This is a genomic window from Corallococcus exercitus (assembly GCF_003611585.1).
Taxonomy (GTDB): domain Bacteria; phylum Myxococcota; class Myxococcia; order Myxococcales; family Myxococcaceae; genus Corallococcus; species Corallococcus exercitus.
The window spans coordinates 1-15,919 of record NZ_RAVW01000223.1 but is presented as its reverse complement, the minus strand read 5'-3'; the positions used below and the strand labels follow the sequence as shown (position 1 = coordinate 15,919).

Genomic DNA, 15,919 nt, shown 5'->3' with positions numbered 1-15,919 from the left:
CATGTCTCGTGGGCTCGGAGATGTGGATAAGAGGCAGCCCCACTTAAGGGCCCCGAGCGTCCCCGTCCAACTTCCGGCCCGCGCCAGTGGACATCGCCGGAAGCGCCACCCGCCCAGGCTCAAGGCCGGGGCGGGGGCTCTCCGCGGCTAGAACAGCAGGCCGAAGTAGTTGGCGCTCGCCTTGGCGCCCACGCAGACCTCGACGTCCGCGGTCCAGGACTGCGTGGGGGGCGACCCCGTGGCCTGGAAGAGGAACTCCAGCTGCTCCTGCTTGGCCAGGTCCAGCACGTCCACCGGGCCGCTGCTGGTGAGCTGGAGCTTGTTGGTGGAGCCGCCGGTGCCCGTGCGCCGGAACTCGCCCAGCAGCACGTACTCCGCGGAGCCCGGCTTGCGCACGGAGAGGCTCGCGCGCTCGATGCCGCTGATGTCCGTGCTGGCGGTGGCGTCGAAGAGCTTCAGCCGCAGCTCCGTCTCCACGTCGGCGTCCTCGGGCAGCGCGCTGGCGAAGTCGCCCAGCGGAATCTCGAAGGACTGCTCCACGGAGCCGCTGATGGGCGGGGCGGCGGGGAAGGACAGGTCGTTCTCGGTCTTGCAGATGCGCTCGGCCTCCACCTCGAGGGTGAAGAGCGAATCACAGCCCGTTCCCAGCAGGGTGACGGCGCTGGCGAGCAGGAGGGTGCGGAAGGATGGCGTTCGCATGGTTCAGAGGTCTCCTGGCTCAGAAGAAGTAGACGATGAAGCCCAGCTTCACCGACGGGATGGTGGCGCGCACGTGCAGCGGTCCGGACGTGACGCTGTTGTCGTCGGCCGCGTCCTGGATGAGCGGCGTGGGGTCCGGCACGGTGAGCGCCACGTAGCTCAGGCCCACGTTGAGGAAGAAGTTGAAGCGGCTCTTCGTGCCCACCTCCAGGCCCAGGCTGCCCGTCACGTAGTTGTACGTGACGTCGCGGATGGCCTCCGACGTGGCGCTCGGCTCACGGCCCAGCCAGTCCAGCACCTCGCTGTACTCCGAACCGAAGTAGTGCCCGACCTCCGCGTTGATGGACGGCGCGATGAAGGTGTCCATCGGCAGGATGCTCACCCCGCCGCGCACGCCGATGCTGAGCGTGTTGGTGGTGGGGCCCGCGTGCAGCCGCAGCCAGTTCGTGGGGCGCACCACCGCGGACAGGCCGATGCCGTGCGGGGCGCCCGCGTCCAGTAGCAGGCCCACCCTGCGGGGCGAGTCGTCGTCCTGTGCCAGCGCGGGGGTGGCGGTGCCCAACACCGCCAGGCACCCCAGGGCGATGCCGGAGGAGAGAAGGGAGGGGTGTCGTCGTCTCAAGGAAGGGGAGTCCATCGTCATGACGAAAGTTCCACGGTGAATGCCGGCCCAGCGGCCATTCTTCGCGGAAGGCGCGAGGGAAATGAAGCGGGACGCGCGAATCCCGTACGGGCTTTCCGGGATGCCGGGACACGCGGTGGGTGGACTGCCCGGTTCCCGACACGCGGAGTCGTCAAAAGAGACCCGGAAATGCGTGCAATGCCTGTCAAATCACTGACGTCCTGTTCAATCTCCTGGGTGATGTCCAGACATGCCGCGCGATGCGAGCGTATGATGCAAGGACACGGCGGCGTGGCTTTCAGGGCCGGGAACCGGGGGGCCAAGGATGATCGACGAAGTCGATCTGCGCATGAAGGCGTGGGTGGGACGCATTGCCACGGAAGCGCCTGTCTACCTGGGCGTGCCTGACCGTGAGTCCCTGGACCGGGGTGTCTGTCTTTACCTCCTGGAGCTGGGGCCGGCGCCCCTGACCCGGGGAGGAAAGCGGGGCGCCCTGCAATTCACCGTCTGTTATCTGGTGACGGTGGGCGCGGAGACGCCCGAGCGCGCGCACCGGCTGCTGGGCGACCTGGTCTTCGCGGCCATGAGCGACAAGGAGCTGGAGGTGGACCTGAGCCCGGTGCCGGCGGCGCTGTGGGCGGGCCTGCGGTCGGTGCCGCGTCCCGCCTTCCGCCTGCGGGTGCAGGTGCGCAAGGAGCAACCCCTGGCGGAGGTGCGATGTCTGTCATTGGTGGGCGGGGCGTCCGCGCAGGCCCCCCTGCTGGGTCGGGTGGTGGGGCCCGGTGACGTGCCCATCCACGGCGCGTGGGTGGCGCTGCCGGAGCTGCGGCTGAGCACGCGCACGGACGCGCAGGGGCAGTTCCACTTCCCCCGCCTGCCGCCGGTGGAGTCGCTGGGCCGGCTGGAGGTGCGCGCGGAGGGCGAGATGCTGGCGGTGGAGTCGGAGGTGCTCGCCACGGGGACGGCGCCGTTGATCATCCGGATGCCGGTGAAGGAGGAGTGACGATGCACGCGGGACCGCCAGCCGAGGCCGTGGGGACGCTGCCCCGCGCGCGGCGGCACCTCGCGTGGGTGCTGGTCCTGGCGCGGTGGTTGAAGGCCTGGGCGGAGCGGGTGCTGGCGGAGCACTCCGCCGCGCTGGCGATGGCGGCGGGGCTGGGAGGCGCGCGGGTGCGCTCGCTGCCCCTGCGCGAGCCCGCGGTGGCGCTGCCCGCGCCCGTGCCGCTGTGGCCGCCCCGCATGGATCCCCTGCCTCCAGTGCCCCTGGATGTGGCGTCCACGGAGACGCTCCCGGATGCGCCCACGCCGCGCCTGAACTCGCTGCGGTGCATCCCGAAGGAGGGGAGCGCGCCGGAGGTGGAGCGCGAGGACGTGCCCCTGCGAGCGGCGCCCCGGGTGCCCTTCGGGTTCGACCCGGATGACCTGCTGCCGGCGGAGCCCTTGGCGGTGGTGGCCCTGCTGCCTTCGCCCGCGATGCTGCTCCAGGCCGCCGCGATGGAGGAGACGCCGGAGCTTCCGCCCGCCGCACCGCTGTCCTCGCAGGCGGTGACCTCGTTTCCCAGGGATCCCGCCAGGAACCTGCTCACGCTGCTGAAGGAGTCGCTGGGAACGACGGCCCCGCCATCCGTGCCCTGGTCGGAGGCGATGCCGTCCTCGCTCGACGAGCCCGCCGACGCGGAGGAGATGCTGCGCCAGTGTGAGCGCCTGGAGCTGGAGCCGACGGTCGAGTAGCGGCGGGAACGGACGGACACAGTCCGTGGTGCGCGTCCAAGCGGCCGCGCCGCGAGGGACTATGCTGGCCGGCGCGATGTCCCAGCGGTCACGTCCCAGCCCCAGCGTTCCAGGTCTCACCGTGGACGACGTCGAGCGTCAGCTGGAGGGCCGCGCCGAGGTCCTCGCGGCGGCGCGGCGTCCGCATGCGGAGCTGGAGAAGGTGCTGTCCGGCCGGCGATGGCGGCGCGCGCTGGTGCGGCGTCCGGAGCTGGTGCCCGCGCTCGTGGCCGAGGCGCAGGCGGTGGAGGAGGCGCTGGAGCGCGTCCATCGCCGCGCGGAGCTGGAGGGCTGGCCGGACGCCACGCCTGTGTTGAAGGAGGCCCGGGCGCTGTCGGCGCGGCGGGAGCGGCTGACGCGGCTGGCCCGGCGCAGGTTGGACGTGCTGACGGTAGCGCCGGAGGACGTGTCGCTGGAGGAGGCGCTGACGCGGTTGGATGCGCTGGTCCGCCAGCCCGCGCGCTGGGCGCTCAACCCGGGCGAGGTGCTCGTCTTCGAGGACGACACCTGGCGGCAGTCGGGCCCGAGCCTCGTGCCCAGGCCCCGCGGGCAGGAGCTGCCGCCGCGGCTGGCGCTCGCGCTGGGGGTCCTGGTCGCGCTGGGCTTCCTGCTGTTCCTCGTCGCGCCCAAGCGGATGGAGTTCTGGGTGATGGGCTCCGTGGTCATGGGCATCATGGCCATCGGGTGGTCACAGCTGCTGCGCTCGGGCCGGCTCCGGCTCACCAGCGAGCGGCTCATCTGGGCGCCGGTGTTCGGTGAGCCGCAGGAGGTGCGGCTGGGCACCATCGCCCCCGACGGCCTCCGGCTGGAACAGAACGTGGACCTCAAGATTGAAGGGGACCGGCGGATCCATGCGCGCTCCGTGCGCGGGGCCACGGCGGTCGCCCTGCTCGTGGAGCTGCACCGGCAGCCCCCGCTGCGCGGCGCGGCCCGGGCGGGCGTGCGCCTGGACAGCGTGGCGGTGTTTCCCGCGAAGCTGGGCCAGCGCCAGGGGTACTGCGTGCTGGGCCCCCAGGGCCTCTCCTTCATCCCGGAGGGAAAGGGCCCCCAGGCCTTGAGGGCCGTCACCGGCCGGCCTTCGCCGCTGCGCGACTTCGAGTCCGACCAGGTGCTGGACGCGCTGCGCTGGCTGCCGGAGGCGGAGTTCGACGCCTGCGTGATGCGCATGGTGGAGGCCACCGGCGGCGCGGCCTGGGCCCGCGCGAACGCGCGCTACGTCCCGGGGGCCCCGGTGTGGCGGAGGATCGTCATCGAGCACGGACGCATGACGCTGACCGGCCGCGTGCAGTGGAACCAGCAGGACGCCGCCGAACGGCTCCTGCGGGACTGGCCCCGGTAGCGCCGGCCCGACCAGGCGACGCCCCTCACTGCGTACACAGAGAGGGCCGTTCCCCCGTGTCAGACGCCACACCTACAGTTGAAGAGGGCCCCCAGGCCTCCTTCCCCGAGAGACATCATGAAAGCCAGACACCCGGTGGTGCGCCGTGTCTTCACGCGCACCGCGTCCGCGGCGATGCTGCTGTTGGGCCTCGCCTACGGCCGCACGTCACACGCGCAGCACTTCACCGTCTTTGAAAGTGGCCAGGTCCGCCCCCTGGCCCTGTCGCCCAACGGCCAGTGGCTCTACGCCGTCAACACGCCTGACAACCGGTTGGAGATCTTCCAGGTCGCCGCCACCGGCCTCACCCACAAAGGCTCCGTGCCCGTGGGCCTGGAGCCCGTGGCCGTCGCCGCGCGCACCAACGACGAGGTCTGGGTGGTCAACCACCTGTCGGACAGTGTCAGCATCGTGCGCGTGGACGCGAACGGGCAGGGCGGCAGCGTGACGCGGACGCTGCTCGTGGGCGACGAGCCCCGCGACATCGTCTTCGCGGGCAACGGCAAGAAGCGCGCGTTCATCACCGCCGCGCACCGCGGACAGAACACCGGGTTTGATCCGCAGCTCACCACGCCGGGCATCGGCCGCGCGGACGTCTGGGTGTTCGACTCGGAGAACCTGGGGACGACGCTGGGCGGCACGCCGCTCACCCGCCTGAGCCTCTTTGGCGACACGCCGCGCGCGCTGGCGGCCACGCCGGACGGCAGCCGCGTGTACGCGGCAGCGTTCCACTCCGGCAACCGCACCTCCGTGGTCCACGAGAGCCTGGTGCCCAACGGCGGCGAGTCCGTGGGCGGCGTCCCCGGCCCCAACGTCAACCACCAGGGCATCCCCGCCCCGGAGGTCTCCGTCATCGTGAAGTACAACGGCCAGGACTGGTTGGACGTCCTCAACCGGCCGTGGACGGACTCCCTGCGCTTCACCCTGCCGGACAAGGACGTGTTCGCCATCTCCGCCACCGCCAACCCGCCCGTGCAGGTGTCCGGCGCCGCGGGCACCTACGCGGGCGTGGGCACCATCCTGTTCAACATGGCCGTCAACCCGGTGAGCGGGAAGGTCTACGTGAGCAACACCGAAGCGCGCAACGACCTGCGCTTCGAGGGCCCCGGCACCCTGACGGGCCAGAGCCTGCGCGGCCACCTGCACGAGAGCCGCATCACCGTGCTGGGCAACGCCAGCGCGCCCACCGTCACGCCCCGCCACCTCAACACGCACATCAACTACGCGGCCTGCTGCGCGCCCACGCCCAACGCGGAGAGCGAGAAGAGCCTCGCGCAGCCCACGGGCATGGCGGTGACGTCCGACGGCGCCACGCTGTACGTCGCCGCGTTCGGCTCGTCGAAGCTCGGCGTGTACGCGACGTCGCAGCTGGAGTCCGGCACCTTCACCCCCAGCACGGCGAACCAGGTCGCGCTCACGGGTGGTGGCCCCACCGGCCTGGTGCTGGACGAGGCCCGGGGGCGCCTGTACGTGCTCACCCGCTTCGACAACGCGCTCTCCGTCGTCGACACCGCGACGAAGACGGAGGTGGCGCACCTGCCCATGTTCAACCCGGAGCCCGCGAGCGTGGTGCAGGGCCGCCCGTTCCTCTACGACGCGCGCACCAGCTCCAGCCACGGCGACTCGTCCTGCGGCAGCTGCCACATCTTCGGTGACTTCGACAGCACCACCTGGGACCTGGGCAACCCGGACGGTGACGTGAAGACGAGCTACAACCCCATCGTGCCGGTGCTGCCGGAGTTCGGCACGGACCCCACCTTCGGCCAGGACACGGCGTTCCACCCGATGAAGGGCCCCCTGTCCACGCAGAGCCTGCGCGGCATGGCCAACCAGGGCCCCATGCACTGGCGCGGGGACCGCACCGGCGGCGACAGCGCGCCCAGCGTGCAGCCCAACAGCGGCACCTTCGACGAGGTCGCGGCCTTCAAGCAGTTCAACCCCGCGTTCAAGGACCTGCTGGGCCGCAGCTCGCAGCTCACGGAGACGGAGATGCAGAAGTTCTCCGACTTCATCCTCCAGGTCGTCTACCCGCCCAACCCCATCCGCAAGCTGGACAACTCGCTCACGGCCTCGCAGCAGGCGGGCAAGGACTTCTTCACGAACACCACGAGCTTCTTCCAGGGCTCGTGCGAGTCCTGCCACCGCGTGGACGTGAACGCGAACCCGGGCGAAGGCCCCTTCAAGGGCTTCTTCGGCACGGACGGCCGCAGCTCCTTCGACGCGGAGCCGCTGTTCCCCAAGGTCCCGCACCTGCGGAACATGTACCAGAAGGTCGGCATGTTCGGCGCCGGCTTCCCCTTCGGCAACACGCCGGTGGATCCGTTCCTGGGAGACCAGGTGCGCGGCACGGGCTTCAACAGCGACGGCGCCATCCCCACGCTGTTCCTCTTCAACAGCGGCTTCGACTTCCACCCCATCTTCAACCAGGTGGGCATCCCGGACACGCCCGCGGGCTTCCAGGCGAAGAAGGACATGGAGGAATACATGTTCGCCTTCGAGACCAACCTGGCACCCATCGTCGGACAGCAGGTGACGCTCACCGCGACCAACGCGGCGGTGGTGGGCTCGCGCATCGACCTGCTGATGGCGCGCGCGGACGCGGGGGAGTGCGACCTCGTGGCCAAGGGCCGCGCGGGCACGTCCGAGATGGGCTTCCGCTACCTGGGCAGCGGGCAGTTCAAGGCGGACCGCGCGGCGCTGCCGCTGGTGCCGTCCGCGTCGCTGCGCTCGGGCGTCGCCACGAACCACGGCGTGCTGACGTACACCTGCGCGCCCCTGGGCTCCGGCCAGCGCGTGGGCATCGACCGGGACCTGGACGGCTTCCTCGACGGGGACGAACGGGCCGCGGGCACCCACCCCGCGAACCCGGCCAGCCACCCGTAGCGGCGGCTCCCGCGGTCAGCGGCTGAAGACACCTGGCGGCCCGGGCACCCCTGCCCGGGCCGCTTGTCGTTTCATGAGCACCCAGGGCCCGCATCGGATTGTCCGCGTGCGCCACGAGCCGCGGAGGCGGTGGCTCGCACTGAAGCGCGCACGTTGCCCCGACCCCCAGGGGCAATCACCGGCCCCGAGGGCGATGCGCACTGTCGCGCCATGACGAGCGAAACCCAGACAGGCTCCCCGCGCACGGGGCGGATTTCAGGCAGCTTCCTCACCACGCGGGACGGCACCCAGCTCTACTTCAAGGATTGGGGGCCCAGGCAGGGACAGCCCGTCGTCTTCTCCCACGGCTGGCCGCTCACGTCCGATGCCTTCGAGGACCAGATGCTGTTCCTGTCCGAGCGCGGATATCGGACCATCGCCCATGACCGGCGGGGACACGGGCGTTCGTCGCAGCCGTGGGACGGCCACGACATGGACACGTATGCGGATGACCTCGCGGAGCTGACGTCCGCGCTGGACCTGCGCAAGGCGGTCCACGTCGGCCACTCCACGGGCGGAGGGGAAGTGGCGCGCTACATCGGGCGCCATGGCACCGGGCGCGTGGCGAAGGCGGTGCTCATCGGCGCGGTGCCGCCCATCATGCTCAAGACGGACTGGCACCCCAACGGCCTGCCCATGAAGGTCTTCGACGACATCCGCGCGGGCGTGCGAGGGGACCGCTCCAGCTTCTTCAAGGAGCTGAGCCTGGCGTTCTACGGCTTCAACCGGCCGGGCGCGCAGGTGTCGGAGGGGCTGCGAGAGAGCTTCCGCCTCCAGGGCGTGATGGGCGGACTGAAGGCCGAGTACGACTGCGTGAAGGCCTTCTCCGAGACGGACTTCCGCGCGGACCTGGCCCGCTTCGACGTGCCCACGCTGGTGATGCACGGAGACGACGATCAGATCGTCCCCGTCGACGGCGCGGCGCGCATCACGTCCACGCTCGTGAAGGGCGCGAAGCTCCAGGTGTACCCGGGCTTCAGCCACGGCATGTGCTCGGTGAACAAGGACGTCATCAACAAGGACCTGCTGGCGTTCCTCCAGGGCTGAGCCTCCCGCCCGGCGCGGTCCAAACCTGTCCGACAGTCGGACAGGTTCGTGCGGCAGTCGTGTCCGACGGTCAGGGGCTCACAGGTCCAGGATGAGGCTCAGCTCCTCCTCGGCGGCCTCATCCGTCTGGACGGCGGCGTTTCCGTCATCCGCGTCGTCCCCGTACATCGACCAGCCAGCGAGCACCGCCGGGCCCAGGCACGTCATCTGCCGGGGCGTGGCCCCGACGCCGTCGGCATCCTGGTCGCGGTAGATGTAGGTCCAGCGATAGCGGCCCGCGTCCGCGTCGTCGCAGTCGTTGCCCACGGCCTTGAGGAAGTAGGGCAGGGGCAGTGACTTCCCCGTGCACATGACCTGGGCGGGGATGGGCGCGGTGAAGCCGTCCTCGTCCCGGTCCGCGTGGGCGGCGGACAGGTTCTGCCAGCGCGTCGCGTCCTGCGCGTCGCAGTCCGTGCCACTGGCGGACCAGGGGCTGGGGACCTGCCCGCTGGTGCACAGGAGCGTTGACGCTCCCGCGCCCACGCCGTCTCCGTCCGTGTCCGCGTAGGCCGTCACATTCCGGAAGGCGGTGGCGTTCGTGTCGTCGCAGTCCTCGCCCGACAGCCGCTGCGTGGCGTAGCCCGCGGGCAGGTTGGAGCCCGCGCACAGCTCGCCGCTCTGGGCCACGGTGTACGTGTCGCCGTCGGCGTCGCGGTGGGTGAAGGCCAGCATCCGCCACAGGGTGGCGTCCTGGGGCGCGCAGTCCGTGGCCTGCTGGGAGTAACCCGTGGGCACGGTCGCCGTGCCACAGAAGGTGGACGCCGGGCCGGAGCCCACCCCGTCCCCATCCGCGTCCGCGTGGACGCTCCAGGTGCGGAACAGGGCCACGTTCCCGTCGTCGCAATCGTCATTCCGCACCGCCTGGGAGTAACCCTGGGGCAGCCAGAAGCCGCTGCACACCTGGCCCGTTGCCGGGGACAGGTGGCCGTCGCCGTCGCCGTCCCGCGAGGCGTAGGACAGGGGCTGCCAGCGGGTGCCATCTCCCGGCGCGCAGTCCCCGCCCCGGAACGTCTCTCCCGGCCGCGACTCCGCCGGGCCCACGCAGCGGAGCACCGGCGCTCCGTCGCCGTAGCCGTCCCCGTCCGGATCCAACCAGCGCTCGACCCGGACCGTGCGGTTGGCGTTGCGGTCATCGCAGTCTTCCGAGGGCGACACGGTGTCGTAGCCCGCGGGCAGGTGCTCGCCCGAGCACACCGTGCCTGCCTGTGCCACGGCGAAGCCGTCCCCGTCCTCGTCCCGGTGCGTGAAGGGCAGCCGCTGCCAGAAGCGGGTGTCCCCCGGCGCACAGTCACCCGAGGTGAGCACGTATCCCTTGGGAGGCTGGCGCCCGGGGCTCGGGCACCACGCGATGGCCATTCCGGCGCCCACGCCGTCCTGGTCCGTGTCCGGCCACGCCAGCGACAGGGCGGACACCGCCGCGTCCCCGTCATCGCAATCCGGATCCGCCGGCTGCTCCTGGTAGCCCGCGAGCGTGGTCCCCACGCAGCCGGTCACCGGACCCTTGCCCGTGGCCCCGTCTCCGTCCGCGTCCGGGTAGAGGCCCGGCGCGGAACGCCAGCGGGTGGCGTCCAGGGGCGCGCAGTCGCCTCCCTCCCATGCCCAGCCCTTCGTCGTGCCTCCCACGCAGGTGACGGAGGAACTCCCCTCGCCGAAGCCGTCTCCGTCCGAGTCCGTGTAGCCCGTGACGGACCGCCACACGGTGGGGTTCGCGTCATCGCAGTCCAGCTCCGCCGGATGGCCGTCGCCGTCCAGGTCCCGGGGTCCCACGCCGCCACCACCGCAGCCCAGCTGGAGTCCCAGGGCAAGCCACACCCACGCCCGCATCATGCGCACCCGCGTGTCCATGGAAGGGGCCCGGGGCTACTGACGGGTCAGCGTGCAGGTCGGATAGGCGCCGGGGTATTCCTTGAACCAGCTGAAGTGGAAGCGTCCGGGCCGGGTCATGGCGAGCAGGGCCAGCCGGTCACACCGGTTCGCCTCCGAGCCGTCGTACGCCGGGGCGTCGAAGAAGATGGTGCGGGGCGTGCTCTCCCCCTGAAGGACGCCAGTGATGACGAGATGGCCCGCACCTGCCGTGTAGGCATCCACGGCCGTGAAGACGTAGGTCACACCCGCGACGGACTCCTCCGGAGCAGCCATGGCTGAAGCCGGGGCAAGGGTCAGGGCGGTCAGCAGGGCGAGTGCGCGGAGCGACGACATGGGGTGTTCCTTGGAAGGGCATGGCCGCGACGGGAACGCGGCGTCCAGCCCTATACGGAGGGCGCCAGATTCCTTGGCTTGTTTCCCGTACGGGTCCCGCACATGGACGCCTGGCGCCGGCGGCCGTCCGCTCCCTCCACGGCCCGGCGCGGCGTGCGTCAGGAGCCATGCGCCCGGGTACCACCGGGCTTGTCATGCCCCAGGGGCTGCAATACGCCTTGGACCCATGTCCACCGCCGCGCTGCCCGCCGACTTCCTCCGCGCCATCGCCGAGTCCTTCCCCTCCGACTTCCTGACCCGGGAGCCCGCGGAGCTCCAGGAGTACGGCCGCGACTGGACGCGCGTGTACGCCCCGGCGCCGGGCGCGGTGGCCTTCCCCCGCGGCACGGAGGAGGTCGCCCGCTTCATGGCGCTCTGCCACCAGCACCGCGTCGCGGTGGTGCCCTCCGGCGGACGTACGGGCCTGGCGGGCGGGGCGGTGGCCATGCATGGCGAGGTGGTGCTGTCGCTCAAGCGGATGAACCGCATGGAGCCCGTGGACCTCTTGGGCAACACGGTGCGTGTGCAGGCCGGCGCGGTCACGGAGGCCGTGCACCAGCACTGCGCGCCGCACGGGCTCACGTGGCCGGTGGACTTCGCCTCCAAGGGCAGCAGCACGGTGGGCGGCAACATCGCCACCAACGCGGGCGGCGTGAAGGTCATCCGCTACGGCCTCACCCGGCAGTGGGTGCTGGGCTTGCAGGTGGTGACGGCGCAGGGGCAGGTGCTGGAGCTCAACGGCGCGCTGGAGAAGAACAACACCGGGGTGGACCTGCGCCAGCTCTTCATCGGCAGCGAGGGCACGCTGGGCATCATCACGGAGGCCACGCTCAAGCTGACGCGGCTGCCGGGCAAGCAGGACGTGTTCCTCTTCGCGGTGCCGGACGTGGCCGCCGTGCTGCGGCTGTTCCGCGACGCGCGCCAGGCGCCGCTGGTGCTGTCCGCCTACGAGTTCTTCACCGACAAGTGCCTGGCCCGCGTGCAGCGCCACCGCAAGCTGCGCTCGCCCTTCGAAGCGCCCAGCGGCTGCTACGTCCTCCTGGAGTCCGAGGGCGGCGACCCGGCGGCGGTGGAGGCGTGGCTGGCTTCCCTCTTCGAGCGCGGGCTCGTCACCGACGGCACCCAGGCGCAGGGCGCGGCGCAGGCGCAGGAGCTGTGGTCCTTGCGCGAGTCCATCAGCGAGAGCCTCTCCGCCACGGGCGTGCTGCACAAGAACGACATCTCCCTGCCGGTGGCGAACCTGGAGGCGTTCTGCGCGGAGCTGGATGCCGTCTTCGCCAGCCGCTACCCGGGCTGGGAGATCTGCCTCTTCGGCCACATCGGCGACGGCAACCTGCACGTCAACGTGATGAAGCCGGACGCGGTGGAGAAGGCGGACTTCTTCGCCCACGCCAAGCAGTCCGACCACGCCATGTTCGACCTCGTGCGCAAGCACGGCGGCAGCATCTCCGCCGAGCACGGCATCGGCCTGCTCAAGAAGGACTACCTGGACTACACGCGCGCGCCCGGGGAGCTGGAATTGCTCCGCACCCTCAAGCGCGCGCTGGACCCCGCGGGCATCCTCAATCCGGGGAAAATCCTGGATGTCTGAGAAGTCTTTGTTTTAGGCCCCGGGCCGCCTCCAATGCCTTGTGGCGTGTGCAAGGCATTGTCGTGCGCAGGATGGTTCAAGGGTCGGAAGTGGTAGGGATTGTCTTCCTTGTCACATCCCGCCCCGCGAAAAGGCTTACGTGGGGCGAAGGGTTTCAATGGCTCGGCGTATGAGTTGATGCGCTTCGTCCCGACGCGCGGCCGTCCAGTTCTGACCCGACAGGCTCCCCATGACAATGCAGCGATTCACCCTCCCGCTGGCGTTTGGGTTGTTGTTGTCTTCTGCCGTGGCAATGGCACAGGTCCCGGTGGGCAATGCCCAACGCGCGGACCTCGCACGGCAGATCCGCATCGAGGCCGCGGACTTCCAGCGCAACCAGCCGCTGCCTTCCCATCCGAACAATGGAGACGAGCAGCGCTACCCCACCCACTTCGCCAGCTACACCAAGGGATTGCCACACAACGCGATTGGCACCGTGGACCCCACCGCGTACCAGGCACTGCTGAATGCGCTCCTCTCCGGGCAGTCGGCGGACTTCGAGAACATCCCCCTCGGAGGACCGCGCAAGCTGGTCAACCCCCAGGCGGCGTACTCCTTCACGCTGGTGGGACCGGACCCACAGGCCCTGGCGGTCCGTCCCGCACCCGAATACGCCAGCGTCGAGACCGCGGATGAGATGGAGGAACTGTACTGGATGTCGCTCGTGCGCGACGTGGACTTCAATCAATACAGCTCGACGGCGCTCGTCGCCACGGCGGCCCAGCGGCTCAGTACGCTGCGGCAATACCGGGGCGCGAAAACAGACGCGGCGACTGTCACCCCCAACGTCATCTTCCGGATGGATTCGGCTCCGGCCCTCGTCGGCCCCTTCATCTCTCAGTTCCTCATCAAGCCCATTCCCTACAGCTCAGGGCCCTTCAGCTCATCCCTGGGGGAGCCGGTGGGCTATCAGCTCCTGGAGCAGGAATTCCTCCAGCGTCGCTCGGGGGATGATCGCATGACCCAATATGCCGAGTGGTTGAGCATCCAGAACGGCCAGGTTCCTACCCTCAACGGGGGCCTCATCGACAGGGAGGACGATTACAAGTCCGCCACCGGTCGAGATTATATTGCCAATGCCCGTGCCCTGGCTGAATACGTCCACAACGACTATCCCATCCAGGCGACCCTGAGCGCCGCGCTGCTGATTGCGCGCCAGGGCGATTTCCAGCCCAACGGGACGTATGATCCGGACCCCAAGAGTTCCTCGCTGGCCAGCGATGCCTTGAATCCCTACCTCGCCTATAACAAGCAGGAGGCCTTCATCACGCTGGGCAACTCCGATGGGCAGTCCATCGCAGCGCTGGTCACGAACACCGCGCTGCGGGCGGGCTGGTACCAGAAATGGCTGGTCCACCGTAGGCTGCGCCCGGAGGAGTTTGGCGGTCACGTGGACAACTACTTCGCCGGGCGCCAGGTCTATCCCATCAACACGGAGCTGCTGTTGTCTCCGGTGCTCGCGCAGGTATTCAGCGAGAACAACAAGACCAACTCCCGGCGTGGCATTGGTGGAGGGGGAACCTATCTCCTGCCCCAGGCTTTTCCTGAAGGTGCGCCACTTCATCCCGCGTATGGCTCGGGCCACTCCGCCTATATCGGGGCGGGCGTGACGATGCTCAAGGCGTTCTACAAGGACTTCCCGGTGCGCAATCCCCAGGTGGTCAGCGTGGGTGGGGACGCCCTGCAGCCCTATAGCGGCACGCTGATGATGTTCGACGAGCTGGACAAGCTGGCCTCCAACATCGGCGTGGCCCGGCTCTTCGCGGGCGTGCACTGGCGCAGCGACCACGACAGCGCGGTGCGCCTGGGGGAACTCGTCGCCCTGCGCACGCTGCAGGACCTGGTGCGCACATACCACGAGCAGTTCCCGGGCTTCGAGGTCCGGACCTTCTCTGGCGACACGCTCACCATCTCCGCGACCGCCCCTGTCCTTCCCAGCGTGGTGACGGCGGTGGAGTCCTTCTCGCTCGTCGACGCGGCCACCGGGCAGCCCGTGCCCGGGTTCGCGCCGCTGGAGAACGGCCGGGTCATCGACTTGAGCGACCTGGCGGCCCTGGGCGTCACCCAGCCCGTCATCCAGGCCACCACCTATGAACCGGTCGTGGGCAGCGTCCGCTTCAACCTGGACACCACCGTCTCCGCGGACAACGGCGCGCCCTACCAGGTGACCCTGCCCGCCACGGTGGGCACCCACGCGCTGCGCGCCAGCCCCTACAGCGGGACCAACGCCTCCGGTCTGGGCGGTATCCCCCTGGTCATCCGCTTCACCGTGCAGAACTAGCGACGGCCCGCGGGCCCTTTTCCTCCGCGACGGGAAAGGGCCCGCCAGCGCCGTCAGGACACGATGCGCGTCTTGATGTCCGTCTCCAGCCCGGCGATGGCCTCGCACACCTGGCGGGACACGTCCTGGTCCAGGTCCATCACCAAGTAGCCCACGTTGGCGTCCGTGCTCAGCACCTGCGCGTGGATGTTGGCGTTCAGGTCGGACACGATGCGGTTGATGTCGCGGAGCACGCCCGGTGTGTTGCGGTGCACGTTGATGATGCGGTGGGTGCCCGGGTTGATGGGCGCCTCCACGTTGGGGAAGTTCACCGCGCCCGTCGTCGCGCCGCCCTTCACGAACTTGAGCAGCGACGTGGCCACCTCCTTGCCAATGGACGCCTGCGCCTCCTCCGTGGAGCCGCCGATGTGCGGCGTCAGCACCACGTTGGGAATCCCCTGCAGCTCCGTCACGAAGCCGTCCGAGTTGCCCTCCGGCTCCTCCGGGTACACGTCCACCGCCGCGCCGCCCAGGTGCTTGGAGCGCAGCGCCCGCGCCAGCGCCGGGATGTCCACCACCGTGCCGCGGCTGGCGTTGATGAGGCATGCGCCCGGCTTCATCGCCGCCAGCTGCTCCGCGCCAATCATCAGGTGCGTGGACGCCATCGCCGGCACGTGCAGCGTCACGAAGTCAGACTCCGCCAGCAGCGCGTTCAGCGTGGGCACCGACCGCGAGTTGCCCAGGGGCAGCTTCGTCATCACGTCGTAGTAGAGGACGCGCATGCCCAGGGACTCCGCCAGCACGCCCAGCTGCGAGCCGATGTGCCCGTAGCCGATGATGCCCAGCGTCTTGCCGCGCACCTCGTGGCTGCCCGTGGCCACCTTGCGCCACTGCCCCGCGTGCACCTCCCGGCTGCGGTCGAAGAGCTGGCGCGTCAGCACCACCACCTCCGCCAGCACCATCTCCGCCACGCTGCGCGTGTTGCTGAACGGCGCGTTGAACACCGGCACGCCGTGCACGCTGGAGGCGAGCAGATCCACCTGGTTGGTGCCGATGCAGAAGGCGCCAATCGCCAGCAGGTCGTCCGCGTACTTCAGCGCCTCCTCCGGCACCGTCGTCTTGCTGCGGATGCCCAAGAGGTGCACGCCCTTGAGCCGCTCCGCCAGCTCCTCCGGCTTGAGCGCCGCGGACAGCCGCTCCACCTCGAAGCCCTCCGCCTTCAGCATCTCCTGGGCCGAGGCGTGGATGTTCTCCAGCAACATGACTCGCAGCGGGCCCTCGGTGCTCACGGGGCGGCGGGGCGACGGCGGGAAG

At 70.1% G+C, this 15,919-nt stretch carries 12 protein-coding genes; 7 read left to right on the top strand and 5 right to left on the bottom strand.

Annotated features, from left to right (window positions below; all coding sequences use genetic code 11):
* Positions 1 to 147: 147 nt before the first annotated feature.
* Together D7W79_RS25005 and D7W79_RS25000 are read right to left on the bottom strand one after the other, a co-directional pair.
* Positions 148 to 699 (bottom strand): hypothetical protein, encoded by a 552-nt coding sequence (locus D7W79_RS25005; RefSeq protein WP_120527906.1) that lies wholly within the window; start codon positions 697 to 699, stop codon positions 148 to 150.
* 19 nt (positions 700 to 718) lie between these two features.
* Positions 719 to 1,321, bottom strand: a complete 603-nt coding sequence (locus D7W79_RS25000; RefSeq protein ID WP_244221951.1) for a hypothetical protein — start codon at positions 1,319 to 1,321, stop codon at positions 719 to 721.
* Between the two features lie 325 nt (positions 1,322 to 1,646).
* On the opposite strand from D7W79_RS25000, the gene D7W79_RS24995 reads away from it, so the two are divergent.
* From D7W79_RS24995 to D7W79_RS24975, 5 genes are all read left to right on the top strand, one after another.
* Positions 1,647 to 2,324 (top strand): carboxypeptidase-like regulatory domain-containing protein, encoded by a 678-nt coding sequence (locus tag D7W79_RS24995; RefSeq protein ID WP_120527904.1) that lies wholly within the window; start codon positions 1,647 to 1,649, stop codon positions 2,322 to 2,324.
* A gap of 2 nt (positions 2,325 to 2,326) precedes the next feature.
* Entirely contained in the window at positions 2,327 to 3,052 is a 726-nt protein-coding gene (locus tag D7W79_RS24990; protein ID WP_120527903.1) for a hypothetical protein, read from the top strand.
* Between the two features lie 121 nt (positions 3,053 to 3,173).
* Positions 3,174 to 4,430 (top strand): hypothetical protein, encoded by a 1,257-nt coding sequence (locus D7W79_RS24985; RefSeq protein WP_120527902.1) that lies wholly within the window; start codon positions 3,174 to 3,176, stop codon positions 4,428 to 4,430.
* 117 nt (positions 4,431 to 4,547) lie between these two features.
* The gene (locus D7W79_RS24980; protein ID WP_276375428.1) at positions 4,548 to 7,352 is read left to right on the top strand and encodes a YncE family protein; all 2,805 of its coding nucleotides are present in this window, start codon (positions 4,548 to 4,550) and stop codon (positions 7,350 to 7,352) included.
* A 210-nt stretch (positions 7,353 to 7,562) separates the two neighbouring features.
* The gene (locus D7W79_RS24975; protein WP_120527901.1) at positions 7,563 to 8,438 is read left to right on the top strand and encodes an alpha/beta fold hydrolase; all 876 of its coding nucleotides are present in this window, start codon (positions 7,563 to 7,565) and stop codon (positions 8,436 to 8,438) included.
* A 78-nt stretch (positions 8,439 to 8,516) separates the two neighbouring features.
* Here the strand turns inward: D7W79_RS24975 and D7W79_RS24970 are convergent, their stop codons facing one another.
* Together D7W79_RS24970 and D7W79_RS24965 are read right to left on the bottom strand one after the other, a co-directional pair.
* A complete protein-coding gene (locus D7W79_RS24970; protein ID WP_120527900.1) occupies positions 8,517 to 10,322 on the bottom strand; it encodes a hypothetical protein in 1,806 nt (601 codons plus the stop codon).
* 15 nt (positions 10,323 to 10,337) lie between these two features.
* Positions 10,338 to 10,676, bottom strand: coding sequence for a hypothetical protein (locus D7W79_RS24965; protein WP_120527899.1), 339 nt, complete (start codon positions 10,674 to 10,676; stop codon positions 10,338 to 10,340).
* 226 nt (positions 10,677 to 10,902) lie between these two features.
* On the opposite strand from D7W79_RS24965, the gene D7W79_RS24960 reads away from it, so the two are divergent.
* Positions 10,903 to 12,306 carry an FAD-binding oxidoreductase gene (locus tag D7W79_RS24960; RefSeq protein ID WP_120527898.1) on the top strand — a complete coding sequence of 468 codons (1,404 nt, stop codon included), beginning with the start codon at positions 10,903 to 10,905 and terminating at the stop codon, positions 12,304 to 12,306.
* A gap of 292 nt (positions 12,307 to 12,598) precedes the next feature.
* Entirely contained in the window at positions 12,599 to 14,626 is a 2,028-nt protein-coding gene (locus D7W79_RS24955) for a phosphatase PAP2 family protein (RefSeq protein ID WP_120527897.1), read from the top strand.
* Positions 14,627 to 14,679: 53 nt separating this feature from the next.
* On the opposite strand, the gene serA is transcribed toward D7W79_RS24955, so the two are convergent.
* The coding region (gene serA / locus D7W79_RS24950; protein ID WP_244221950.1) for a phosphoglycerate dehydrogenase at positions 14,680 to 15,919 on the bottom strand (1,240 nt) is incomplete at its 5' end.

What these genes read in the sequence shown, in the direction of transcription:
- D7W79_RS25005 (WP_120527906.1), bottom strand. Translation starts at nt 699, where the DNA reads ATGCGAACGCCATCCTTCCGCACCCTCCTGCTCGCCAGCGCCGTCACC.
- D7W79_RS24995 (WP_120527904.1), top strand. Translation starts at nt 1,647, where the DNA reads ATGATCGACGAAGTCGATCTGCGCATGAAGGCGTGGGTGGGACGCATT.
- D7W79_RS24990 (WP_120527903.1), top strand. Translation starts at nt 2,327, where the DNA reads ATGCACGCGGGACCGCCAGCCGAGGCCGTGGGGACGCTGCCCCGCGCG.
- D7W79_RS24980 (WP_276375428.1), top strand. Translation starts at nt 4,548, where the DNA reads ATGAAAGCCAGACACCCGGTGGTGCGCCGTGTCTTCACGCGCACCGCG.
- D7W79_RS24975 (WP_120527901.1), top strand. Translation starts at nt 7,563, where the DNA reads ATGACGAGCGAAACCCAGACAGGCTCCCCGCGCACGGGGCGGATTTCA.
- D7W79_RS24970 (WP_120527900.1), bottom strand. Translation starts at nt 10,322, where the DNA reads ATGGACACGCGGGTGCGCATGATGCGGGCGTGGGTGTGGCTTGCCCTG.
- D7W79_RS24965 (WP_120527899.1), bottom strand. Translation starts at nt 10,676, where the DNA reads ATGTCGTCGCTCCGCGCACTCGCCCTGCTGACCGCCCTGACCCTTGCC.
- D7W79_RS24960 (WP_120527898.1), top strand. Translation starts at nt 10,903, where the DNA reads ATGTCCACCGCCGCGCTGCCCGCCGACTTCCTCCGCGCCATCGCCGAG.
- D7W79_RS24955 (WP_120527897.1), top strand. Translation starts at nt 12,599, where the DNA reads ATGGCACAGGTCCCGGTGGGCAATGCCCAACGCGCGGACCTCGCACGG.